Here is a 25,387-nt window from a genome sequence, read left to right on the forward strand (position 1 = left end):
TATAAAGTTGCTGAGTAACTTAGCAACTAAGTACCTAAGCTACTCAGCTTAAACTCCAACCCAACATTCCGAATACTTTCAATTTTTATAGAATTATCGGCGCTGAAATATTTCCGCAATCGGCTGATAAAAACATCCATACTTCTTCCTGAAAAAAAGTCGTCGTTGCCCCAAATAGCATTCAGGATTTCTTCTCTTTTTAATAATTGGTTTTTATTCTGATAGAAAAACAGAACCAAAGAAGCTTCTTTTTCAGTAAGTTGCTGGACTTTGTTTTCGAATTTTAGTTCAAGACGTTTCGTATCAAAAATATATTTTCCGATAACAATTTCATCCGAAACAGAAATTGTAGTAGTGCTTTTCTCCGACCTTTTCAAGATGTTATTCAACCTCAAAACCAATTCATCTGCTTCAAATGGCTTGATGATATAATCGTCGGCACCGAGTTTCAAACCCTTGATTTTATCTTCTTTTAATTGTCTTGCAGTAAGGAAAACAAACGGAATTTCGGGGTTAATCTTGATGATTTTTTCGGCTAACGTAAAACCGTCAATCTTGGGCATCATCACATCAAAAACACAAATGTTGAAGGTTTCTTTTTGAAATAATTTCAAAGCCTGTTCACCATCTTCCGCACAAAAAACGGTGTAGTCGTAGATTTCAAGGTATTGTTTTAAAACACATGCAAAATCAGCATCGTCTTCTGCTAGGAGTATTTTTTTCATGATTAAAACGAAGGAATACTGATATTAAATGAAGCGCCTTTCCCCAATTCGCTCACCACATTGATACTTCCCTGATGCGCCTTAATAATCTGATCGACATAATAAAGTCCCAATCCCAAACCTTTTGCATTATGAAGATTGCCTTGTTCGACACGATAAAACTTATCAAACAAAAGCGAGTGCTTGCTTTTCGGAATCCCAATTCCATCGTCTTGAATGCCTATATTAAATTGACTGTTTTCCAATGAAGTTGTAATAGTAATATTCTGGCAACCGTATTTTACAGCGTTTTCCAAAACGTTTGTAATGGCTGTTGTCAAATGAAATTTATCCAAGTTTAGATTGATTTTCTTGCTATCAAAATCAGTCAGAATTGCCACATTCGGATAAGCAATCTGAAAATCATCCACAATCGAATTTAAGAAACTTGGCATCGACACTTTCTCCTTTTGTAATTCAATCTCTTCATAACCTAAAGAATTGGTCATTACTTGGTCAATCAAATTCTGCAATCTGTTGTTTTGACGGTTGATGGTGCTCAAAACATTTTCATACACTTTATCATTTTCACGAACTTCTTTTCGTTCTAAAATCTTAGTCGAAACCGAAAGCGTCGTCAAAGGTGTTTTCAATTCGTGGGTGATGTTATTGATGAAATCCGTTTTGATGTCGCTTACTTTTTTCTGTTTGATCAAGGCTTTAATGGCAATGACAAAAAGCGTAATCAACGTCAAAATTGAGAATAAAGCAAAGACCAAAATCAACGCCATTCGTTTCCAAATAATGGTTTCCCAATTGTTCACTGAAACATACAAAGTATCTTCTGTCAATAATTTATAATCCGAATTCAATGATTTTCCGCTTGTAGTTCCCACATAATTCCGAACCAAAAACGCATCGTCCAAAGAAGCCAAATTACCATACATTTTGTTTTCGATAAAAGGCTTTTCAGCAAAAATCGTATCGGCTTCCTTTTCGTTATAAATTACAAATTTATCCAAGACTATCGCAAAATCTAGTTCCAAATTCGGAATCTCACGTTCAAATTCTTTCTGTAATTTTCTAGTCAGTTCGGCTTTAAAACTGTTCTGCAAAATGGATTTCTTGATCTGGTCTCTACGCTCAGGATCCAACAGATAATTTTCGGCCAATTCCTTATACAGCAAGTCTTTTTTATAGAAGATTGTCGAATCGATATCACTGTAATCATTGGTAATCTTTGCAATCTTGTCCTTTATTTCCGCACGAAACTGCTCCACTTTATAGTCATAAGTAGTCTTTACCAAATAGTATTGCATCGCCGAAAGGGCAATCAAAACAACGGCCGAAAACGCAATGAGCAAATTTATTTTCTGTTTCATTTTTAAGGAAATACAAGTCAAAAATAAAGCTTTTATTAGAAAGATCAGACATTAACCCTGCATTAACCTACGATTAACTTTCGCTGTGAATTTTTAAAAGCAAATTTGCACTGTTACCTAATCAGTAATGGAGTTTCAATCATCATCAAATCAAAATTTTATTTCAAAAGAGTAAATGCAAACTTTAATAATTACGCTTATGTTTCTAGTTTCCAAAACGTTCGCCTATTCACAAAAAATCCCTGAAGATTTCGGCTACCGTCATCTGAAATTCAAATATCAGAACGACCCTGTTGACATCATCGTCATCTCCAAACCAGGCGAAGAAAAAATAGCCAAACCGCTGTTTCTTTTCTGCCAAGGAAGCTTGCCTCAACCAGTCGTAAAATACGATGAAACGGGACTTTATGGAACACTACCCTTTGATGAAACACCTTTTTTAGAGGAATATCATATCGTGATTATTGCTAAACCTTTTATTCCAATAATTGCAAACGTAAACAAGCTCGGAGAAAATTATATGTATCTGAAAGATGATGAAAAAAAGCTCCCACCAAAAGGTTACGTCGAACGTAATTATCTCGATTATTATGTTTTCAGAAACAATTCCATCCTCAAGCAATTGTTCAAAGAACGATGGGTGAGGACCTCAAAACTCTTGGTAGCCGGACATTCAGAAGGAAGCACAATTGCCTCCAAGATGGCTTCCATCAACAAGAAAGTAACACACCTGATTTATTCGGGAGGAAATCCTTACGGCAGGATTATGAATATGCTTTCGCAAAGCCGTAGCTTCGACAACGACACCTTAAACGAAGGCGATAATACGATAGAATACTGGAAAAAAGTAGTGGAAAATCCCAACGAAATTGATGCTTCAAACGGAGATTCAAACAAAACAACCTACAGCTTCTCGCTTCCGCAGAAAGACAACTTGATGGGTTTGAAAATTCCAGTTTTGGTAACGTATGGTACAAAAGATTGGTCGGCATCTTTTAATGATTTGTTTCAAATTGAAGCTATCCGAGAGCGAAAACAAAACCTGTCGTTTAAAAGTTATTTGAATCTGGAGCACAATTATTTTCCCATCGATAAAAATGGAACTGTAAACGAAGAAATTTATAATTGGGATAAAATAGCTTCGGATTGGCTGGATTGGTTAGAAAAAACAAATAAGTAAGAATGAAGCAAATCATTTTAGGCATATTAGTAATGTCATTTGGTACCACATTTTCACAAGTTGAAACCAAGAAAGACTCAACAGTCAATGAGCTAAAGGAAGTAACTATTGAAAACAAAAAGGAAACCTTCAAATACAAAAACGGCAATATCAAAATTGATGTGGCCAACTCCGTTTTCAAAGCCATTCCAAACACCTTGGATTTGCTTGCAAAACTTCCAAAAATCCAAATCAGCCCCGATAAAGAGTCAATTTCAATCATTGGAAAAGGAAATCCGTTGCTTTATATCGACAACCAAAGAGTAGATATGAACTATCTGAATACGCTTTCAGTTGATGACATCAAGACCATCGAAATCATCAACAATCCTTCGTCAAAATATGAAGCAGATGGCCGTGCCGTGATTTTAATTACCAGAAAATTGAGTAGGAAAGAAGGCTTTCAAACCATCTTATCGGAGACCGCTTCTTTCAAAAAAGAGTTTAATAATTATGCCGGAATCAATTCTTTTTTAAAACTGAAAGACACAGAAGTCAAGGCAAACTTCAATTACAATGCGCTTCAACCTTGGGAAAGCAATGGAAGCAATTATGAAATTCCAAGTCAGAATATTGTGTCCGGCTATCGCGTTGCGGGCGTAACCAAACGCAACAATTATGTTTTTGGAGGCGGAATGTTTCACACCATCGATGAAAACAATTCGTTGTCTTTTTCCTTAAATGGAAATCTAAAAAGCGATGATTTTGATTTTAATACCAACACCAATAACCAAGATAATACTACTCAAACCAACCTGCATACGATAGGAAAAACCATCGGCGACCGAAATTACGTCAACTCCTTTTTCAATTACAACAAAAAGATCAACGAATCGGCCAATCTTTTCGCGGGCTTGCAGTATTCCAATTACAATACAGATTCGGTTATCCGTTCCTCAAACAATTATGACGAAACCATTTACGAGCCGTTTCAAATGATGGATCAGGATTTCAAGGTCGATGTTTTTTCAGGCAGGCTTGATTTCGATAAGAAATTTGCTAACGAAATGAAGTGGGAAATTGGCGCCATCCATTCTTCGGCAAATGCAGATACCAACCTGAAAATTGAAAACTTTGAACAAAATACTGTTTCCGCTTCTACTTATAATTTAAAGGAAAAAAACACTTCGGCTTATATCCAATTATCAGGAACGTTCGCAAAAACATCTTGGCTGTTGGGCGTTAGGGCAGAGAATACCAACATTGAAGGGAAATACGCAACCGAGACAATGGCTTCCATCAAGAAAGACTACACCAATTTTTTCCCGAAACTCCAAGTCGACATTCCGATAGACAGCACCAAAACGATAAGCTTCAATTATGCCAAAACCATCTCCCGACCGGATTTTTCTTCTACCAGCAATGGCGAAACCTACATCAACCCGTATTTCGTTTTTTCGAGCAACATCAATCTGAATCCCGCCCTTTCAAATGAGTTTTCAGTCAATTTTCAATACCACGACAAATCCGTAAAGCTGGGTTATTTCAATAATAAAAACGTGATGAATTACGGTTTTCAATACAACGAGCAGGAAAACATTTTGATTTACCGACCAGAAAACTTCGATAAGGAAACAGGCTATAACCTGGAATTTACGCTTCCGTTTACCCATAAAATATGGTCGTCAACCAATGTCTTTTTCGTTATTGTAAATAAGATTGAAGATGCTTCGGCGTTGGTGGGCAATGCAAAACCGTATCTGTATTATTATTCCAATCAAACCTTTGCATTCAAAAAAGAATGGTCGCTTTGGGCGTCAGGCTTTGGGCTTACACAACGAAATGAAGGCGTTTTCAAACGAAATGCCTTTTTTATGATGAACATTGGCGTTTCAAAAACCTATAAGAATTTATCGTGTACCTTGAGTTTCAACGACATTTTCAACGGTTCTACCTTTACTGAAAATTTCAAGGTCAATAACGTTCAGTCAAGTGCCGTCTTTTTTGGAGACAACCGAGAGTGCTCCATCGCTTTGCGCTACACGTTTGGGAAACTAAAAGATTCTGTTTATAAGGAAAAAGAAGTAAACGAAAACTCGGACAGGATAAAATAGCGTTTAAAGGAGTGAAAATTAGTGCAATTCGTGTAAAGACCTACCCCTCATCACTATCAAAATCATCCCCAACCTCTTCACCGCCATCCGAATTCAATTCAAAAAAGCTAAAAAACGAACCGCCATAACTCTTCTGGAACGAAAAATTAATCAAGTGGTCCATCTTCGTATATTTCGAATGTTCAATCACCATCATACCGTCTTCCTGAAGTAGCTCCTTCTCAAAAACTGTCGTAACAACCTTTTCAAAAGTCGCCTGGTCCAAGCCATAAGGCGGGTCGGCAAAAATAATATCGTAGGAAGTGTTGTTTTTTTCCAAGAACTTAAACACATCACTTTTTATCGAAGCAATATTAAAATCAAACTCCTGCGCAATCTGCTTGATAAACTTGATGCAACCAAAATCAGCATCCACAGCCGTAATATTGTCACTCCCTCTCGAAGCAAACTCAAAGCTGATGTTGCCCGTTCCGGCAAACAAATCCAGCACCTTCAACTCGCTAAAATTAAAGTAGTTGTTCAAAACATTAAACAAGGCCTCCTTGCTCATATCCGTCGTCGGACGAACAGGCAAGCCCTTTGGCGGAGAAATTCTTCTTCCTTTATATTTACCCGAAATAATTCTCACGATTGAAAAAGTATAAAATGCTTTAAATTATCAGCAGTTGAAAATGAATTGTTTTTTTGTACATCCGCCACGTCCATCAGCTCCACGTGCCGCACATATTTGTAGGCCATCTTGAAAAGCGAACTTTCCTCCGCGATGTCTCCTAAAAGTTGCAACTTAAAATGCTCCGGATTCAAATTCAGTTGTTCGGCAGTAAAAAGCAGATAGTAGATAAAATCGGCCTCCGTCACAAATTCAAACGAATTAAACAAAAGCAACTTCTGGTTCTGCACCACCACGATTTCAAATTTCTCCTTACCAAAATGCACAAACACCTGCTTTTCCTCCACATTCTTCGATTTCTCCAGCAATTTGCTCACCAAAACACTCGTCACATGTCGGTAATCAAAACTCTCAAATTGGTCCAGCAAATAATTGTTGATGTTCACATAAGGCACATAAACATTGTGCATTTCCTGATTCGCAATCGCATCAAACGTAAAGAAATCCGTCTCAAAAACCTTCGTGTTATACTGCAAATAACTCCCCAGAAACTGCTCGTCAAACAATGCCGTCGGAACAAAAGTATTCAAGTTATTATCGTGCAAAACCACCACCTCGTCATACATTTTCGTCAATTCCTGATGCTCCAAAAACGCCTTCCAATAATGGTCTTCCACCTTTGCCGAAGCAGGAAAATCCCTAAAATCAACCTCCTTAAACAACAAAACCGAGTGATACAAAGTGTCCACAACAGCAAAACAAAAGCCATTCAAAGATACCTGAACAACCAGTTTTTTATATTTCTTTTCCGTTATATTTCCGTTAACCGTCATTGAATTCTACTGATGTTCGCAAACTTACAATTTTTTTAAACGACAGTAATTTTTAGAAGCAAAAACTTCAGTCAACTTTTTAATCATCGTCCCGCCTTCCTTCCAAATCTTTTTTCAATTGCTAGGGGTTTAAACCCCTAGCAATTGAAAAAAGGATTTTCCCTCCAGTCGGGGCTAGGCTCAATCGCTTTTTCCCTTTTTAACCATCCCGACCAATATTGTCGAAAAATCCGTGACAAATTCACAATTAACTTACATAATCTAAGTGTCATCCCGAGCGCAGTCGAGGGACAGTAAAGAAATTCCATTAATTATTTAGCATTATTCTTTCCCTACTTTCATCTTGGTTAACATAACTTACATTGTCGCTAACGCATCACACATTGTTCCTTGCGCATCGTAAATTGTCTCTAACGCAACTTGCATTATTGCTTGCGCATCATGCATTCTTGCTAACGCATCGTACATTATTGCTTCCGCAACTTACATTCTTGCTTCCGCAACTTACATTGTTGCCTCTGCAACTTACATTCTTGCTTCGGAAATTACATTGTTGCCTCTGCAACTTACATTGTTGCTTCTGCAACTTACATTCTTGCATCTGCTACTACAAAAATTTAAAAACATCTTACAAATTTTAAAAATCAATATCCTCATATAATAATCTGTGAACCTGTGGCAAAAAAAGACATCGAAATCCCTTAACTTTGCCCTAAACACATCCTAATGATTGCTGCCCAATTCTATAAAACACTCCGCCAAAGCTTTCCTTTCAGCCCCACCTACAAGCAGGACATCTTCTTCCAGCACATCGCCGAATTCATTACCAACGAAAACCAGGATGAAATCTATGTATTAAAAGGATATGCCGGAACCGGAAAAACAACCGTTATTTCAAACATCGTCAACAACCTTATAGAAGTCAAAAAAAAGTACGTTTTGTTGGCTCCAACAGGCCGTGCCGCCAAGGTAATCGCCAATTATTCCAACAAGCCTGCCTTTACCATCCATAAAAAAATATACTTTCCCAAAAAAGGAGCAGGAGGAGGGGTTACCTTCACGATGCAGCAAAACAAACACAAGAACACCATCTTTATCGTCGATGAATCCTCCATGATTTCCGATTCGGATTCAGGTGATAAGATGTATGCAAACGGTTCTTTGCTCGACGACCTTATTTTTTACGTCTACACCGGCCACAATTGCAAAATGATTTTGCTTGGCGATACCGCCCAGCTTCCACCTGTAAACATGGACATTTCTCCCGCCTTAGATATTGATTCGCTTTCCTTGCATTATGATAAGGAAGTAAAATCAATTGAACTCGACGAGGTAATGCGTCAGGAAGAAAACTCCGGCATTCTCTTTAATGCCACCGAACTCCGTGATTTATTAAAGGACGAACTGTATGATACGTTTCAATTCAAACTAAAAGGTTTCAAGGACATCGTTCGCCTCACCGACGGCTATGATATTCAGGACGCCATCAATTCGGCCTACAGTAATTATAGTATTGAGGACACGGCTTTTATCGTGCGTTCCAACAAAAGGGCCAACCAATACAACCAGCAAATCCGCACCCGCATCCTCGATAAGGAAAGCGAATTATCGACGGGCGATTTCCTGATGGTCGTAAAAAATAATTACTTTTGGCTCAAGGAAACCGACGAGGCAGGATTTATTGCGAATGGCGACATCATCGAGGTTTTGGAATTATTTGGCATCATGGAACTCTACGGATTCAAATTTGCAAAGGTCAAAATCCGAATGGTCGATTATCCCAATCAGATTCCGTTTGAAACCATCCTGTTATTGGACACGATTACAAGCGAATCGCCATCCTTGACCTACGAAGAATCCAACCGATTGTACCAGGAAGTGATGAAGGATTATGAAAATGAAACCACCAAATACAAGAAGTTCCAAAAGGTAAAGGAAAACGAGTTTTTCAATGCCTTGCAGGTTAAGTTTTCGTACGCCATTACTTGTCATAAATCGCAAGGTGGCCAATGGAATACGGTTTTCATCGAACAGCCTTATTTGCCGGATGGCATCAACAGGGATTATGTAAGATGGTTGTATACCGCCATCACTAGAGCGAAAGATAAATTATATTTGATAGGATTTAAGGAGGAGTATTTTGAGGAGTAACGACTAGATCAGCTTGAAAATAGTTAGCAGAAAATTTTTACCTTTGTCAATGAAAAACGATTTGAAATATGGATTACAAAATGTCCTTTCAGGAAAGAGCCAAGTTAGGTTTGGAGCAGTTATCCAAGCAATCGCCAGTTACCTTAAAGATGGCGAAAGAACAGGTGAAGCAATTGAAGACCAAAAGCGTTTCAAAAGTGAAGAAACAAAGAGGTTAGAAAATTATATTTCAGAAAACCATCTTTGGGTTGAAGATATTGACTTTACACAATATGTTAGTGAAGGAGCCGAACAAAAAGTGTATCTTAAAGACAGCGAAAGTGTGCTGAAATTAAATGATGCTATTTATTACACTTCTTGGAAAGAATATCTTTACAATTTGTTACTTCACAACTATTTTTTTGCAGATACGGCCTATGAATGTGTGGGATTCACAAAAGATAACGGAATATTGTATGCTGTTGTGAAGCAGGCATACGTTGAAATTACTTCCACTACTGATTTAGAGCAAGTAAAAAAATTTCTCGGTTTAAATGGTTTTGAAAATATTCGAAACAATGATTATTATAATACTGAATTAGGTATTATCTTGGAAGATCTTCACGACGAAAATGTATTGACCCGCAATGATATTCTATATTTTATTGATACGGTGTTTTATATAAAGCAAAATTTTTGGTTAGAATAGGATAAATAATTTACAGGATGAAAGTAATCGCAGTCATACCAGCCCGATACGCTTCCACACGATTTCCCGCAAAATTAATGCAGGATTTGGGAGGCAAAACCGTTATTTTAAGAACCTACGAAGCCAGTGTTGCCACAGGATTGTTCGACAATGTGTTTGTAGTAACCGATTCCGATTTGATTTACAACGAAATCATTTCAAACGGTGGAAAAGCCATCATGAGCATCAAGGAACACGAATCGGGAAGCGACCGAATTGCCGAAGCCGTTGCCGATATTGATGCAGACATCGTAGTGAACGTGCAAGGCGATGAACCCTTTACCGAAAAAGGTCCGTTGGAGCAAGTGCTTTCTGTTTTTAAAAACGACACCGATAAAAAAGTAGATTTGGCTTCACTGATGCGTGAAATCACTAATGAAGACGACATCAATAATCCGAATAATGTAAAGGTTGTTGTGGACCAGAATGATTTTGCGTTGTATTTTTCCCGTTCAGTGATTCCGTACCCAAGAGAAAGGAATGTAGGCGTTCGCTATTTCCAACACATTGGGATTTATGCCTTCCGCAAGCAAGCCATTATGGATTTTTACAACCTTCCGATGAAATCTTTGGAAGCTTCCGAAAAGCTGGAGCAATTGCGTTATTTGGAATTTGGAAAACGTATTAAGATGGTGGAAACTACTCACGTCAGTATCGGAATTGATACTTTGGAAGATTTAGAAAAGGCTAGGAAGATGTTGTAAAGATTATAACATTAAGAAGTTAAGATTTGGTAAGTTTCATTAAGTTTTTAAAAGCTTAATTTCTTAATGGTTCAAAACTTAACTTCTTAATGTTGAAAAAGTAAAACCCGCCAAGCCCTAAAGCCTAACGGGTTTTGTCTAACAAACAAAAAATCTTTATATTTAAGCAAGTTCAAGACCTGCTATTTGAAAACTTTCGGTTACAGTTGGCACTTCCTTCACCAATTCCAGAAGCACAAAAGATTTTTCAAAGCGCTCATCAAAATGAATTTTTCTCAAATTCTCCAATGAAATAATTCCGATGATATATCCTAATTCTTGGTTCAGATACGATTCGTCAATATTCAAGAATTGTTCCTTCAAAGCCACAGCATCTTTAACGGAATGTCTTAAAAAGACTTTCAAATTCACATCATTCGATAAACTCAAATCTCCCTGTTGTGCTATCTTTTTATATTCGTATTGATAGTCGTAACTCAAGGCCGAAATATCACTCAAAACCGCCGAAGCAGTAGGATGGGCTCCAGCTCCTTTGCCTACAAAAAACTGCTCGTCGGCAAAACTTGTCTTTGTGATCACACCATTGAATACATCATCAACATTAAACAATCGGTCTTCTGCATCCACAAATTTTGGAATTACGAAGGCAGAAATACTTCCGTTTGGATTCTTGAAAGCCTGAGCCACCAATTTAATTTTCAGTCCTTTTTCACGGGCATATTTCAATTCCAATCCACCAATATTATTGATGCCGATGTTCAATAAATCATTGGGTTTGGCAATGTATCCGAACGAATGCGCCAATAAAATTAGCAACTTGTATTTCGCATCAAAACCGCCAGTATCCAAAATCGGATTGCTCTCTGCAAATCCTTTTTCTTGAGCTTCTTTCAAAGCATCTTCATACGATAAATTATCCTTAAAAGTCTTTGTCAAAATATAATTCGTCGAACCATTTACAATCCCTTGAATCGATTCCAAAAGGTCATTATCGTAATATTCTTCAAGGTTTCTGATAATCGGAATACTTGCACAACAGGCTGCTTCATACAACAACGGAACATTGTATTCACGTTGTAGAGCCAGCAATTCCTCAAAATGTTCCGCCACCATTTTCTTGTTGGCTGTCACCACGGCTTTTCCACTTTTTAAAGCACGAGTTACAATTTCATATGCCGCATCGGCATCATCAATCAGCTCGACAATCACATTAATTTCGGGGTCGTTAAAGATATCTTCCTTGTTGAACGTAAAATTTTCAGCGCCAATTTCACGCTTCTTATCCTTATCCTTCACACAAATATTCTTGATGTTGGCTTTCAAACCGGGCGTTTTTTGCAACACCTCATAAAGTCCAAAACCCACACATCCAAACCCGAATAATCCTATATTTAATTTTTTTCTTGACATGTTTTAGTTTTTTTGAACACAGATTTCACGGATTTCCACAGATTTGAATCGTGAAAATTTAGCAGAGTATTAATTTTTTCTCATAATTGAATTATATTTTATCTGTGCTAATCTGTGAAATCTGTGTTTAATTTAAATACGAAGCAGTTTCTACATTAGCACTCACTGCATTTTCAATGGCCTGTTTCAAATCTGCAATCAAATCGTCTGCATCTTCCAATCCAACAGACAATCGGATTAAGCTATCCGTAACGCCAGACTGGTATCTCTTTTCAACTGGAATCGATTTATGCGTCATCTCGCAAGGCAGGCAACACAAGCTTTTCACACCTCCTAAGCTTTCCGCTAGCTTGAATAATTTTGTTCCAGAAACAATTCTTGAAGCCAATTCCTTATCATCAATTACCAAATCGAAAGTGACAACACCACCAAAATATTTCTGTTGGCTTTTTGCAATCTCGTGGTTCTGATGCGTTTTCAAACCAGGATAAAAAACATTTTTGATTAATTTTTCGGTAGTTAAGAATTCAGCAATTTTCTGTGCATTTTCAGCGTGTTGCCTGATTCTCAAACTTAACGTTTCAATTCCTCGGATAACCAACCAGCTGTCGAATGGCCCAAGGATAGCACCTGAAGCATTTTGGATAAATTTGATTTTGGCTCCCAATTCTTCCGTAGCAGTAATCACCAATCCGGCAATCAAATCGCTGTGTCCTGAAATGTATTTTGTAGCACTGTGAACAATCAAATCTGCTCCATATTCAATTGGTTTTTGGGCAATTGGCGAAGCAAAAGTATTGTCCACACAAAATAAGACGTTGTGTTCTTTTGCAATTTTTCCAATTGCTCTCAAGTCGGCAATCTTTAAGGTTGGGTTTGTTGGCGATTCAATCCAAATCAAGGCCGTCTTGTCGGAAATGGCATTGGCAACATTTTGGGCATCTGTAGCATCAACATATTTAATGTTGATTCCGAATTTCTCATAAATGTGGGTGAACAGGCGGAAAGCACCTCCGTAAATGTCGTCAACTGCAATGATTTCATCTCCAGATTTCAATAATTTTACCACTGCATCGATCGCAGCCAAACCGCTTGAAAAGGCATAACCGTTGGTTCCGTTTTCTAATTTTGCGGCCAAATCTTCCAATACTTTTCTCGTCGGATTGTTGCTTCTCGCATAATCGAAACCTTTGTGAACACCAGGTTCGTCTTGGACAAATGTGGAAGTTTGGTAAATTGGCACCGAGATTGAACCGGTTAATTCGTCTACTGGAATGTAATTTAGGATTTGTGTTTGCTCTTGCATCTTTAAAATTTTTAATGTTTATAAATATTTTTTTGTTGATTAAAAAAAACATTCAAAACCAGATATCAGAGGAGCATAAACAAAAAATGCTCTTCCGATAAGTCAGAAGAGCATATAATATTTTGAGGTATTATGTACAATTTCTAAGCTTATCTTTCCCTGCCAAGGCAAGGGTTGAAGGTGGCACCTTATCACACAAAAGTGACAGGTTGCCAAGACGTCATAGGGTCAATTCCCTCGGTCTTTCTGGATAAGAATAATTTTTTAAAGAACTTGAGTGCAAATTTAGAACATAAAATTTTATAATTCCTAACAAAAAGTGATTTATTTTTAAAGCAGTTGTTTTACAGGTGTTTAAGAAACCTTTTTTTCTTGTGTGAAATCATTAAATGAAAAGAAAGCATCAATAATTCTTTCAAAATAATCTGTAAACAATTCGTATTTTTGAAAACCGCAGAACCGTTTTAGATTCCTTATGAAAAAATATCTGATAATTCTCTTTCTTCATGTTTCGTTATTTTCTTTTGCACAAATTGAAGATGCCTGGGTGTATTTTACAGATAAGCCGAATGCTACTTTTTATCTTGCTAATCCGTTGGAAATGCTTTCGCAAAGAGCCTTGGATAGAAGAGCTTCTCAAAATATTGCACTCGATGAAAAAGATGTTCCAATTGCGGTTTCGTATATCAATCAGATTACAAATTCTGTTGGAATTACAGTAAAAGCGAAATCAAAATGGCTGAATGCGTTGCACATTCGTGGTACAATTTATGACATTGAAAATTTAGAAAATTTAGCTTTTGTAGACCATATTGAATTTGCTGATAAAACTTTAAATGCTTCTGCTAGAAATGCTTCACAGCAAAATATCAGTCAAGTTAATAAAAACTTAGAAGCCCTGGCAACTTTTGGTTACGGAACATCGAACAATCAAATCGAAATGCTGAACGGACATCTGCTACATCAGCAAGATTTCACAGGAAACGGAAAAATAATTGCCGTGATGGACACTGGTTTTGTCGGCGTTGACAGTACAGCTCCTTTTCAACGATTGCAGGATAATAATCTCATTTTGGGAGGTTATGATTTTGTCAATTCAAGTACGAACTTTTACGGCGGTGGTTCACATGGAACGATGGTGCTTTCTACAATGGGAGGGTATGTCGAAAATCAGCTGGTAGGTACGGCTCCCGATGCTCAATACTATCTTTTTATTACTGAAGACATCAATGCGGAAAACCCTGTCGAAGAATCTTTTTGGGTGGAAGCTGCAGAAGAAGCCGACCGTTTAGGTGTCGATATCATCAATACTTCTTTAGGATATTTTGGCTTTGATAATCCGAATTATAATTATACCTATGCCGATATGAACGGAACTACTTCGTTTATTTCGAGAGGTTCCGAAGTTGCTTTTTCGCGTGGAATGATTTGCGTAACCTCTGCAGGAAATTCGGGAACTTCTGAAAATCCTCATATTGCAGTTCCGGCAGATGCCGAAAATACTTTGGCAGTTGGAGCAGTTATGCCGGATGAAAGTTATGCGACTTTCAGCTCCATCGGACCTTCCTTTGATGGAAGAGTCAAACCCGATGTGATGGCACAAGGTAAGAATGCTGTAGTTTCCGATGAGATGGGAACTATTGGAACTTCTGATGGCACTTCCTTTTCGGGGCCGATAACTGCTGGTTTGGTTGCTTGTTTGTGGCAAGCTCTGCCTGATAAAACCAATTTAGAAATAATACAATTGATTAAGGAATCGGCAAGTTTATTCACCGCTCCGAATACCCAATTTGGTTATGGAATTCCGGATTTTAATTTGATTGTTCAGAATGTTTTAGGAAGAAATTCAGTGATTCAAGATAGATTTATTGTTTATCCAAATCCTGTAGATAATGTATTGCATTTGGTTTTTCCAAAAGATTTTAAGGCAGGTGAAATTAGTATCTTCAATAGTTTAGGACAACGTGTTTGGTTAGAAAAAATAACGGTTAATACAACTGGTCTGTCTTTAGAAAATCTTGGTTCCGGTATTTATTTTTATGAAATTGCTGCTGGAGATGTTTCGCAGAAAGGAAAATTAATTAAGAAATAAAATTTATATTTTAGCAAAGTATAATTCCCAATATCAAAAACAATTACATTTTAAATGAACAAAATCACACAACTTTTTAATATAAAATACCCAATCATACAAGGCGGAATGATTTGGAACAGCGGTTATAAATTAGCCAGCGCGGTTAGTAATGCAGGCGGACTTGGCTTGATCGGAGCAGGATCGATGTACCCAGATGTTTTGAGAGAGCACATTCAAAAATGCAAAAAAGCAACCGATAAACCTTTTGGAGTAAACGTTCCGATGCTGTATCCGAATGTGGAGGAAATTATGAACATCATTGTAGAAGAAGGCGTGAAAATTGTCTTCACTTCGGCTGGAAATCCAAAAACTTGGACGACTTTTTTAAAGGAAAAAGGAATTACAGTTGTGCATGTTGTAAGCAGTTCAAAATTTGCTTTGAAAGCACAAGAAGCAGGTGTTGATGCCGTTGTAGCTGAAGGTTTTGAAGCTGGAGGACACAACGGAAGGGAAGAAAGCACAACGTTGACATTGATTCCGATGGTTCGAGAAAAAATTCAAATCCCATTGATCGCCGCCGGTGGAATTGCAACAGGAAAAGCTATGCTCGCAACAATGGTTCTAGGTGCCGATGGCGTTCAAGTAGGAAGCCGTTTTGCTGCTTCGTTTGAAAGTTCTGCCCATGATAATTTCAAGCAAACGATTGTTGATTTGGAAGAGGGTGGAACCCAGGTTACCTTGAAGGAATTGGCACCTGTTCGTTTGATTAAAAATAAGTTCTACCAGGACGTTCAAGAATTATATGCAACCGCTCCCAGTGTTGATGATTTGAAATCATTACTAGGAAGAGCCCGAGCGAAACGTGGAATGTTTGAAGGCGATTTAATTGAAGGCGAACTCGAAATCGGACAAGTTTCAGGACTAATCCACGAAATAAAATCCGTAAAGGATATTATTGATGATATGGTTTCGGAATTTGAAGAAGCAAAGAAAACGTTGATTACATTTTAAGATTTAACCGCAAAGAACGCAAAGAACGCAAAGTGTTGTTGAAGAAACAGCTTTGCGAACTTTGCGTTTTTTTTCTTTGCGTTCTTTGCGGTTAAGAATTAATCGTGTCCTAGATTATAAATCTCTTTTATATTTCGCAATACATGATCAAAATCAATCTTCAAATCGATCAGTTTTCCGGAATGAATATCAAAAACCCAACCGTGAACCTGTAATCCTCTTTCGGTTACGGCTTTCTGAACTTCGGCAGTCTTGATCAAGTTTACGCATTGTTCCTGAACATTCAATTCAACCAAACGATTGTATCGAGCCGTTTCATCTTCAATCGCATTCAATTCATTTTTATGCAAACGATAAACGTCACGAATATTACGCAACCAAGGATTTAAAACACCTAAATCATTGGCCTGCATCGCCGCTTTCACACCTCCACAGAAATAATGTCCACAAACCACGACATGGTTCACTTTCAAATGTTCAACGGCATAATTCAAAACTGACATTGCATTCAAATCGATACTGATGACCATATTGGCAATGTTACGATGAACGAATACTTCGCCGGGTTGAACTCCCATCAAATCCTCTGCAGTAACGCGACTGTCAGAACATCCAATGTAAAGAATTTCAGGACTTTGTCCTTTGGATAAATCTGTAAAATAATCAGGATTGACAGTTAATTTATTGGCAATCCAATTTTCATTGTTTTCGAATACTTTTTCAATTTTCATATTAATTTATTTACATTAAAATATTATTGACAGGTGATAGGGGTTTTGGTAAATCGGCTACATCGAGCATGTCTTTCAGGTCGATTTCTATCGTTCGGCTCATTGCGGTTCTCGGAACATCGTTTGGGTTTCCTTCAAAAGGATTTTCGGTACTTTCGCCTACTTTTTCCATAGAAGTAAAAACCCAGCCCACGACAATTGTAAACGGAATAGTCAGCCATACAAATTCTGACCCTAGTTTTTGAAATTCATGGAGCATCCCGAAAGGAAGCATCAGTACAAAAAGTTGGATGAAAAACGAGTTGATGCTTGCAAATTGCCTCGGATAAGGAAAATTTTTAATACGTTCGCATTTTCCCTGATGGTCGTATAAGTCAGCCAATCGATTGGAAAGCTCGATGTATCTAAAGTTTTCTATCTTTCCTTCATCAGCTAGCTCCTTAAATCTTTTAGACTGAAGCGAAATGATTTGTGTTGCACGATTTTTTTTGGACAAAACGTAGTCAAATTCTTCTGCTGAAAGATATTTTTTCAGTTCGTCTTCCAGTTTCGTTTCCCGTTCCTCAATACGGTAAAATTTGCTGTATTCTACATAGTAATTCTTACCCATATTCTCCCAAGACCGTGTTTCGCGCAATTGATAACGTAATGCCGTAAGCCATGCACAGTGGCGGTTTATGATTTCAAGATGCGTGTTGTGATCGGTTTTTATAAAATCTTTAGTCATCATTCCAACAATTCTGCTGGTATTGACGATGCCACCATAAATTTGTCTTGCTTCCCAAAGACGATTGTAGGTTTGTGTGTTTTTAAAACCCACGATAAATGCTGCTGCGGTTCCAATCAAGGCAATCGGTACCCATGGAATAGCTACAAAATTCCAACCTAATAATTGAAAAGCCAAAGTAGGAATAATGGCAATCAGCGCCAATTTATAAATATCGAAACGCGTCCAAATTAAAAATTCTTTTAGCGAATATTGTCTTCCTGAATGCATAATTAATGTGAAATTTGAGATAATTTACTTTCGTCAAAATCAAGCTGTACTTCCTGTTTCTGAATCACTTCGAGCTCAAATGTTTTTTCTTTTCTAATCTTGGCAAGCTCCTCTCTTTGTGCGGCAATAATGGCAAGATGTACCTTGTTATAATTGCGAATTTCCTCCAGATCCATTTCTTCGCATTCTAAAGATTCAAGTCGTTCCGTTGTGAGTGAAATCGAGTTTTCTAAACGCTTCTTAAGGTTTTCAACCAATTCATTTCCTGCAATCTCCTCTTTAAAATGGGTTTCAAGATGGCCGATGGAAACTTTCATTAATCGAAGTTTTATGTTTGCCATTTGTTCTGCTTCGGGAATCGATTCATCCATTTCCTCAATTTTGATGAGCTTGATAATCCACGGAAGGCTCAATCCCTGAACCACTAAGGTAATAAGAATCACAATAAAAGTCACCAACAAAATAAGATTCCTTTGCGGAAAAGCCTGTCCGTCAATCGCAAGCGGAATAGATAGCGCCGCTGCCAAAGAAACCACACCACGCATACCCGCCCAACTGATGATAAAAGGCCCTTTCCATCCGGGCGAAGGTTCCGTTTCCCGAATTCTTTTGCTCAGAAAGCGAGGTATAAAGGCAATAGGATAGACCCACACAAAACGAATAAAAATCGTAATCAAACTGATGATGACACCATAGTAGATGCCTTTTTCCAAAGAAGAATCGTCCAAGCCATTCACAATCACAGGAAGTTCCAATCCGATGAGGATAAAAACCAATCCGTTCAAGATAAAAATCACGGTCGACCAAACATTGATGGTCTGCAATCGCGAAGAATAATTCAGCAATTCATGCGAACGGAACGAAAGGAACAAACCTCCCGAAACCACTGCCATCACACCCGAATAATGAAAATGCTCCGCCACGATAAACATCACATAAGGCGTCATCAACGTCAGTGCAGTATCAATATTCGAAGTCGTAGGGAAGAACCGATGGATAACATATACCACGTGCGCCACCACAAGCCCTACCACAATGCCCATTGTTCCTACAATAAAGAAATCGCCTACGGTTTTCCCAAAAGAAAATTGTCCTGTAATAACGGTTAGCAATGCAACACGAAACACAATCAAACTCGCCGCATCGTTAATCAAGCTTTCGCCTTCCAATATCGTCACCAGTCGTTTCGGGATCTTCACACCCTTCAACACCGATGTCGCCGCCACCGCATCTGGAGGCGAAATAATCCCGCCCAGCAAAAATCCCAAAGCAAGCGTAAAGCCAGGAATCATAGAACTGCTCACATAAGCAATTATGGTAGAAGTAAAGAATACCAATCCAAAAGCCAGCAAAATAATAGGACGCTTCCATTTCCAAAACTGCCACCACGAAGTATACCAAGCCGCTTCATATAATAAAGGGGGTAAAAACAACGTCAGGATCATATCTGGATCCATCTGGATGTTCGGAATTCCCGGAATTAAACTGATTAGTAATCCTCCCAAAACAAGGAAGATAGGGTAGGAGATCTTCAGCTTTTGCCCGAGCATCACCAGCATCGAAACCGCAAAAAGTAAAGAAATAATCAAAAGGAGATTGTCATGAAACATAGTCGAAACAGCAATTAAATTTTTGCCATCAAATATATTCTTTTTTAAAACTGTTAAAATAAAAAATGCGGTAAATATTACATCACCGCATTTCCAAAACCTTAAATCCAAAACCTTAAACCCTGAACCTAATACCTAAAACCTATTCTCCACTTCCGCCGCTTCCAGCATCAAATAATGCAAATCAGTATTCTTAATAAAAGGTTTCAAGTTTTCGCTCCCCGGTCCAAACATCGCCAGCTCCACATAATCTGCCGAGTGGTCCATACTGATCCAACCAACCGAGTTATTCTTTTCCTGCATTTCCGCAAAAGCTTTAAACGGTAACTTCTTGTAGTTATACAAGCCACCTTCTTCCTTGTGCAATCCGTCATAATAACTCAAAACCGTCTTCGCATCCTCTTCCGTAATCGTCCCGCCATTAGCAAAATCAATAATCTCACGCACCTGCGCTACGGTAGAGTTCGGTTTAATGGCGTTCAGCAACCACTCATTCGTATGCGTATACTTCTGAATCGAATCAAAATTAGCATTCGCATGCTTGCCATAAATCACACCCGGATTCGCATTCCCGTGATCGGTCGTAATAATCACGAGCGTATTTTTATCCTTTTCAGCAAAATCAATCGCCACCTTCACCGCTTCGTCAAACGCTACTTGGTCGTAAATCAAACCGCCAATATCATTCGCATGTGCCGCCCAATCCACTTTTCCGCCCTCAACCTGCAACACAAAACCATTCTTATGATTTTTCATTCTATCAATCGCCTTTTGAGTCATCTCCGCCAAAGTCGGAACCGTTTCCTGCAACGTCTTGTCGTTATTGCGATCAATCGAGTAGGGAAGACCATCCTCAGCAAACACCCCCAGAATAGGCTTGTCGTTGTTGGTATTCATCATCTCAGATCGGTTTTTCGCCACCTGATACCCCTTAGCCTCGAAAGCCGACAGCATATCTTTCTTATCCTTTCGCGTCGCGGCCGAAAAATAATTCAAACCACCACCCATCATAATATCAAAACCCAAATCAAGATACATTTCCGCAATACCATCCTGACTGTTACGGCTTTTCGAGCTCACACAAAAACCCGCCGGAGTCGCATGCGTAATCGGAACCGTCGTCACACAGCCCGCCATCTTGCCGCTCTTTTTAAACTTCTGCCAAATCGGCAAATTCATCTCACCATTCGGACCCACGTTCAGCGAACCATTATTCACCCTAAAACCACCGCCCCAAGAAGAGCTCGCCGCCGCCGAATCCGTCACTATAGAACTCGCCGAAGCCGTATCCATCAACGCCCTCGAAACCCTATTATCCCTATACAATTGCAGCCAGTTTGAACCCTTTCCCATCTTCCGGTTCAAATACAAATCCGCCATATTCAGCGTCCCCGTACTCATACCGTCGCTCACCAGCATAATAATATTCTTCGCTTTCTTATTCTTGTCCGGAGTATCAAAATCAACATTCTTCGCCGTCGAGTCAAACGGATTCAAAACCGTCGCCCCGATAGTAAATAACGATCCGTTTCTAAAAAACTTCCTTCTATCCATTTCTGTTTGTTTAAGGCCCCAAATATAAAAAACCTACAGCCAACACTTATTATTTTTATGTTATTTAACCCTTATTATTGGGAGCGAAACATTAGCGCCCAGAATAAAACCATATTCCTGCTGGTGCAACTCGCTTTGAGCCTGCTTTTAAGGCAGGCTCAAGAGCTCAAACAATGGCACCATCAGGGCTAGATGGAAACAAAACGCACTTTGGAATCATCCCCAACCCAAAACCCACAACCCAAAACCCACAAAAAAATCCAATAAAATGAATTATTGGATTTAGTCAGACAGATTCCTAGGCCCGTCTATAAACAATCTAAAACTTCGGTTGAAAAAAAGTGCCTAAAAATTATACTTCAAGAGCAACCGGAGCTTCAAATGGCAGTTGGTTTTTTAATAAATCGTCAAACGTTTCGCGCTGTCTAATCAGCACGCCTTTGCCATTAATCCAAAGAACTTCAGCAGGTTTCAATCTAGAATTATAGTTCGACGCCATCGAGAAGCAATACGCCCCAGCGTTTCTAAAACAAAGCACATCACCCTCCTTGATTTCCGCAATCCTTCTGTTGTTCGCAAAAGTATCCGTCTCACAGATATAGCCCACAACCGTATAAAAACGCTCCTTTCCCTTAGGATTCGAAACATTCTCAATATGATGCTGAGAACCATAAAACATCGGTCGAATCAAGTGATTGAAACCGCTGTCAATACTAGCAAAAACAGTAGAAGTAGTCTGTTTTACAACGTTCACTTTCGCAAGAAAGTAGCCCGCCTCGCTCACCAGGAATTTCCCCGGTTCAAAAGCAAGAGTCAAATCCCTACCATATTCCTTTGCAAACGCATTGAATCTTTTGGAAAGTTTCTTTCCAAGCTCTTCAATATCCGTTTCAATATCGTCTTTCTTATAAGGCACTTTGAAACCGCTTCCAAAATCAAGGAAGTCAAGTTCCTTAAAGTTTTTCGCAGCATCAAACAAGATTTCTGCCGCATAAAGGAACACCTCGATATCCAAAATATCCGATCCCGTATGCATGTGCAAACCATTGATGTGCATGCCCGTATTCTCTACAATCCTTAAGATATGCGGCATCTGATGGATCGAGATGCCAAATTTGCTATCAATATGTCCAACAGAAATATTGGCATTACCACCCGCCATAACATGCGGATTGATTCTGATGCAAACCGGAATATCAGGATGTTTAGCGCCAAAATGCTCCAATACCGAAAGGTTGTCAATATTAATCTGAACACCCAGCTTAGCAACCTCTTCCAGTTCCTCAAACGAAACACCATTCGGAGTATAGATAATCTTCTCCGGTGTAAAACCTGCATACAATCCCAATTGCACTTCCTGAATAGAAACCGTGTCCAATCCTGAGCCAATCTGCTCCAGAAGTTGCAAAACAGCAATATTCGACAATGCCTTGACAGCATAATTGATTCTAAGACTTTCTACTTTAGAAAAAGCACTGGTTAGTCTTGTATATTGATTTTGAATTTTCGCCGCATCATAAACATAAAGCGGACTTCCAAATTCTTCGGCTAGTGAGGTAAGTTCTTTCGGTGTCATTTCATTTGAATTTACTGCAAATATAACAATCACACTTTTAATGTGTGTTATAAATTTCTAAATCAAACAAAATAAAACATAAAGTTATTTATAAAACATGTTTTAGGTCAAAAACGTATTAATTTAATATAATAGCCGTCCGCCTCAACCATACTGATGATTAATCGGTTGTTTTCAATTTCAAAACAACCATAATCAATTTCATCAAGAAGGATAACTTCTTCGCAAAGTTCAGGCGTTGCAGTATTGGTGGCAGTACCATAAGTATAAGTACCGGTTTCAAATAAATCTTCCAAGCTTTCATCCGTATTGGTGTTCACAACTTTAAAGCTGTTGTTGGCAGTATTAAATTCCCAACTGATGGTTCCGGGTTCATATAAATGATTGAATCCGGCAAATCCTCCGCTAACTTGAACAAGATGCCATTTTCCACTCAAGGAATCTTCAACTGTATTTCCATCGTCCTGATTGCAACAACTGCTGAGTAGGAGAGTAGCGATGATAAATTTAAGCATGGTAATTGTTTTCATAAGGTTGTTTTTTGTGGTTTAAAATTAGATGCATTATTTTGAAATGGTTGCTTCAAAAGAACTACTGATCTAGCCCCGATAGTAGCGACATCCTTTTGCTCCTTTCTTTAAGGAGCAAAAGATAGAGCGGATAGCGGGAAAAAGCTCCTAATAAAATCAACAATTTGTTTTTTCTATTAGATGATTTTAGTTATTTTTGTGGCACTTTAAAAAAGTCAAATACTTCATTATGGATATACACGAATACCAAGGGAAAGAAATATTAGCCAGTTATGGTGTAAAAGTTCAACGTGGTTATGTAGCCAACAACCCACAAGAAGCGGTTGCTGCTGCAAAACAATTGACTGCTGAAACCGGAACAGGATGGCACGTTATTAAAGCTCAAGTTCACGCAGGTGGAAGAGGAAAAGGTGGTGGTGTGAAGCTTGCCAAAAACTTGCAACAAGTTGAGGAATTAGCTGAGCAAATCATCGGAATGCAATTGATTACGCCTCAAACTTCTGCTGAAGGTAAAAAAGTACACAAAGTTTTAGTAGCGGAGGATGTTTACTATCCAGGTGAAAGTGAAACTTCTGAATTCTATATGTCAGTTTTATTGAACAGAGGAAAAGGTCGTAACATGATTATGTATTCTACTGAAGGTGGAATGGATATCGAAGAAGTTGCTGAACACACGCCTCATTTGATTTTTACTGAAGAAATTGATCCTAACGTAGGTTTGCAAGGTTTTCAAGCAAGAAGAATTGCTTTCAACTTAGGTCTTTCTGGAAATGCTTTTAAAGAAATGGTTCAGTTTGTTGATTCATTGTACAAAGCATACATCGGTTCTGATTCTTCTATGTTTGAAATCAATCCAGTTTTAAAAACTTCTGATAACAAAATTATCGCAGTTGACGCTAAAGTAAATTTAGATGACAACGCTTTATACAGACACCCAAAATTAGCAGAATATAGAGATATTCGTGAAGAAAACGCAATTGAAGTTGAAGCGAAAGCGGCAGGTTTGAACTATGTAGATCTTGACGGAACTGTAGGATGTATGGTAAACGGTGCTGGTCTTGCAATGGCCACAATGGACTTGATTAAGTATGCAGGTTTTGAGCCGGCTAACTTCTTGGACGTTGGAGGAACTGCAGATGCTAAACGTGTGGAATTGGCTTTCAGAATCATCTTGAAAGATCCAAACGTAAAAGCAATTTTGATCAACATTTTTGGAGGAATCGTTCGTTGTGACCGTGTTGCCCAAGGTGTTGTGGATGCATACAAAAACATGGGAGACGCTATTAAAGTGCCAATCATCGTTCGTTTGCAAGGAACAAATGCTGAAATCGCTAAGGAATTGATTGACAATTCTGGAATGCCGATCCTTTCAGCTGTTCAATTCCAAGAAGCGGCTGACCAAGTGAAAGCGGCTTTGAATAAATAAGAGTAAAACGTATTAGTTATAGTGTTCAAATTATTTCTAATACCTAGGTTATAAAAAAATCCCGAGTGTGAGCTCGGGATTTTTTGTTTTTCGTCGAGAAAAATAATCACTCGATAAATTTGTTTAGAATTGTCTCCATTACTTTATATCCTTCCAAATTCGGATGAACGCCATCCGGACCATATTCTTTCTTCAATCCATCTTCTGTATCTTTCATTGGTGTATGATAATCAACAAAGGGAATGTTATTCGATTTTGCATAATCTTGAATCATCTGGTTTAATGCAATCACTTTTTGCGCAGGTTGTATTCCTGGATTCCAATAGAAATTGTTCGCAGGAAGAACGGAACACAAGATTACGTTGATGTTATTGGCTTTGGCCAATTCCGACATTGAAATAATATTATTAAGAATCATTTCCAAAGTTGAAGGACCTGTATTTCCAGCAATGTCGTTTATTCCGGCAAGAATAACCACCGTTTTAGGCTTAAGATTAATGACATCGGCACGGAAACGCAACAGCATTTGCGGTGTTGTTTGTCCGCCAATTCCTCTGTTGACATACGATTTATTAGAGAAAAAATCAGGATGATGTGTAAGCCAGCCTTCTGTTATGGAATTTCCCATAAAAACTACGCGGTTTGCATCGGACGGAAGTGAAATAATCTTTTCATTTTCCTTTGCGTAACGATTTAGGTTTGCCCAATCTTGAGCAACTGCATTTTTACCCATAAATAAACTGAAGATTAGGATGGCAAGTGCTAGCTTTTTCATAAA

At 38.4% G+C, this 25,387-nt stretch carries 21 protein-coding genes and 1 riboswitch; of the genes, 8 read left to right on the forward strand and 13 right to left on the reverse strand.

Annotated features, from left to right (window positions below; all coding sequences use genetic code 11):
- Nucleotides 1–26 precede the first annotated feature (26 nt).
- Nucleotides 27–725, reverse strand: coding sequence for a response regulator transcription factor (locus ACI6PS_RS02785; RefSeq protein ID WP_421011025.1), 699 nt, complete (start codon nt 723–725; stop codon nt 27–29).
- 2 nt (nt 726–727) lie between these two features.
- Nucleotides 728–2,086 (reverse strand): sensor histidine kinase, encoded by a 1,359-nt coding sequence (locus tag ACI6PS_RS02790; protein WP_421011026.1) that lies wholly within the window; start codon nt 2,084–2,086, stop codon nt 728–730.
- Between the two features lie 175 nt (nt 2,087–2,261).
- Here ACI6PS_RS02790 and ACI6PS_RS02795 point away from each other — a divergent pair, with 175 nt between their 5' ends.
- Together ACI6PS_RS02795 and ACI6PS_RS02800 are read left to right on the forward strand one after the other, a co-directional pair.
- Nucleotides 2,262–3,266 (forward strand): alpha/beta hydrolase, encoded by a 1,005-nt coding sequence (locus tag ACI6PS_RS02795; protein ID WP_421011027.1) that lies wholly within the window; start codon nt 2,262–2,264, stop codon nt 3,264–3,266.
- A 2-nt stretch (nt 3,267–3,268) separates the two neighbouring features.
- The gene (locus tag ACI6PS_RS02800) at nt 3,269–5,359 is read left to right on the forward strand and encodes a TonB-dependent receptor domain-containing protein (protein WP_421011028.1); all 2,091 of its coding nucleotides are present in this window, start codon (nt 3,269–3,271) and stop codon (nt 5,357–5,359) included.
- 40 nt (nt 5,360–5,399) lie between these two features.
- Here the strand turns inward: ACI6PS_RS02800 and rsmD are convergent, their stop codons facing one another.
- Both rsmD and ACI6PS_RS02810 read right to left on the reverse strand, forming a co-directional pair.
- A complete protein-coding gene (gene rsmD, locus ACI6PS_RS02805; RefSeq protein WP_421011029.1) occupies nt 5,400–5,987 on the reverse strand; it encodes a 16S rRNA (guanine(966)-N(2))-methyltransferase RsmD in 588 nt (195 codons plus the stop codon).
- Complete coding sequence (locus ACI6PS_RS02810; protein WP_421011030.1) at nt 5,984–6,802, reverse strand: DUF3822 family protein; 819 nt, start codon at nt 6,800–6,802, stop codon at nt 5,984–5,986. The genes rsmD and ACI6PS_RS02810 overlap by 4 nt, the downstream gene beginning before the upstream one ends.
- Before the next feature lie 726 nt (nt 6,803–7,528).
- Here ACI6PS_RS02810 and ACI6PS_RS02815 point away from each other — a divergent pair.
- Genes ACI6PS_RS02815 through kdsB form a run of 3 tightly spaced genes read left to right on the forward strand, consistent with a single transcriptional unit; the run spans nt 7,529 to nt 10,384 of the window.
- Nucleotides 7,529–8,953, forward strand: a complete 1,425-nt coding sequence (locus tag ACI6PS_RS02815) for an ATP-dependent DNA helicase (protein ID WP_421011031.1) — start codon at nt 7,529–7,531, stop codon at nt 8,951–8,953.
- Nucleotides 8,954–9,002: 49 nt separating this feature from the next.
- Nucleotides 9,003–9,641, forward strand: coding sequence for a hypothetical protein (locus tag ACI6PS_RS02820; RefSeq protein WP_421011032.1), 639 nt, complete (start codon nt 9,003–9,005; stop codon nt 9,639–9,641).
- Nucleotides 9,642–9,658: 17 nt separating this feature from the next.
- Entirely contained in the window at nt 9,659–10,384 is a 726-nt protein-coding gene (gene kdsB, locus ACI6PS_RS02825; RefSeq protein ID WP_421011033.1) for a 3-deoxy-manno-octulosonate cytidylyltransferase, read from the forward strand.
- Between the two features lie 162 nt (nt 10,385–10,546).
- On the opposite strand, the gene ACI6PS_RS02830 is transcribed toward kdsB, so the two are convergent.
- Both ACI6PS_RS02830 and ACI6PS_RS02835 read right to left on the reverse strand, forming a co-directional pair.
- On the reverse strand, nt 10,547–11,794 hold the full coding sequence (locus ACI6PS_RS02830; RefSeq protein WP_421011034.1) for a homoserine dehydrogenase: 1,248 nt from the start codon (nt 11,792–11,794) through the stop codon (nt 10,547–10,549).
- 127 nt (nt 11,795–11,921) lie between these two features.
- Complete coding sequence (locus tag ACI6PS_RS02835) at nt 11,922–13,100, reverse strand: trans-sulfuration enzyme family protein (RefSeq protein WP_421011035.1); 1,179 nt, start codon at nt 13,098–13,100, stop codon at nt 11,922–11,924.
- Between the two features lie 146 nt (nt 13,101–13,246).
- A riboswitch (SAM riboswitch) is annotated at nt 13,247–13,357 on the reverse strand.
- 218 nt (nt 13,358–13,575) lie between these two features.
- Between ACI6PS_RS02835 and ACI6PS_RS02840 the strand changes: the two genes are divergently transcribed.
- Complete coding sequence (locus tag ACI6PS_RS02840) at nt 13,576–15,192, forward strand: S8 family serine peptidase (protein ID WP_421011036.1); 1,617 nt, start codon at nt 13,576–13,578, stop codon at nt 15,190–15,192.
- A gap of 54 nt (nt 15,193–15,246) precedes the next feature.
- The gene (locus tag ACI6PS_RS02845; RefSeq protein WP_421011037.1) at nt 15,247–16,185 is read left to right on the forward strand and encodes an NAD(P)H-dependent flavin oxidoreductase; all 939 of its coding nucleotides are present in this window, start codon (nt 15,247–15,249) and stop codon (nt 16,183–16,185) included.
- Nucleotides 16,186–16,283: 98 nt separating this feature from the next.
- Here ACI6PS_RS02845 and ACI6PS_RS02850 read toward each other — a convergent pair whose 3' ends face one another.
- The 6 genes from ACI6PS_RS02850 to ACI6PS_RS02875 all read right to left on the reverse strand — a co-directional run bounded on the left by ACI6PS_RS02850 (nt 16,284) and on the right by ACI6PS_RS02875 (nt 23,183).
- The gene (locus tag ACI6PS_RS02850; RefSeq protein ID WP_421011038.1) at nt 16,284–16,916 is read right to left on the reverse strand and encodes a carbonic anhydrase; all 633 of its coding nucleotides are present in this window, start codon (nt 16,914–16,916) and stop codon (nt 16,284–16,286) included.
- 10 nt (nt 16,917–16,926) lie between these two features.
- Nucleotides 16,927–17,913, reverse strand: a complete 987-nt coding sequence (locus ACI6PS_RS02855; RefSeq protein ID WP_421011039.1) for a bestrophin family protein — start codon at nt 17,911–17,913, stop codon at nt 16,927–16,929.
- A 2-nt stretch (nt 17,914–17,915) separates the two neighbouring features.
- Nucleotides 17,916–19,523 carry a Na+/H+ antiporter gene (locus ACI6PS_RS02860; RefSeq protein WP_421011040.1) on the reverse strand — a complete coding sequence of 536 codons (1,608 nt, stop codon included), beginning with the start codon at nt 19,521–19,523 and terminating at the stop codon, nt 17,916–17,918.
- A gap of 135 nt (nt 19,524–19,658) precedes the next feature.
- On the reverse strand, nt 19,659–21,077 hold the full coding sequence (locus tag ACI6PS_RS02865; RefSeq protein ID WP_421011041.1) for an alkaline phosphatase: 1,419 nt from the start codon (nt 21,075–21,077) through the stop codon (nt 19,659–19,661).
- A gap of 352 nt (nt 21,078–21,429) precedes the next feature.
- The gene (lysA, locus tag ACI6PS_RS02870; protein ID WP_421011042.1) at nt 21,430–22,653 is read right to left on the reverse strand and encodes a diaminopimelate decarboxylase; all 1,224 of its coding nucleotides are present in this window, start codon (nt 22,651–22,653) and stop codon (nt 21,430–21,432) included.
- 107 nt (nt 22,654–22,760) lie between these two features.
- Nucleotides 22,761–23,183 carry a hypothetical protein gene (locus tag ACI6PS_RS02875; protein WP_421011043.1) on the reverse strand — a complete coding sequence of 141 codons (423 nt, stop codon included), beginning with the start codon at nt 23,181–23,183 and terminating at the stop codon, nt 22,761–22,763.
- Nucleotides 23,184–23,412: 229 nt separating this feature from the next.
- Here ACI6PS_RS02875 and sucC point away from each other — a divergent pair, with 229 nt between their 5' ends.
- A complete protein-coding gene (gene sucC, locus ACI6PS_RS02880) occupies nt 23,413–24,609 on the forward strand; it encodes an ADP-forming succinate--CoA ligase subunit beta (protein ID WP_421011044.1) in 1,197 nt (398 codons plus the stop codon).
- 106 nt (nt 24,610–24,715) lie between these two features.
- Here sucC and ACI6PS_RS02885 read toward each other — a convergent pair whose 3' ends face one another.
- Complete coding sequence (locus ACI6PS_RS02885; RefSeq protein WP_421011045.1) at nt 24,716–25,384, reverse strand: SGNH/GDSL hydrolase family protein; 669 nt, start codon at nt 25,382–25,384, stop codon at nt 24,716–24,718.
- Nucleotides 25,385–25,387 lie beyond the last annotated feature (3 nt).

The sequence above is a fragment of the Flavobacterium sp. PLA-1-15 genome (assembly GCF_049060005.1).
Lineage (GTDB): Bacteria > Bacteroidota > Bacteroidia > Flavobacteriales > Flavobacteriaceae > Flavobacterium.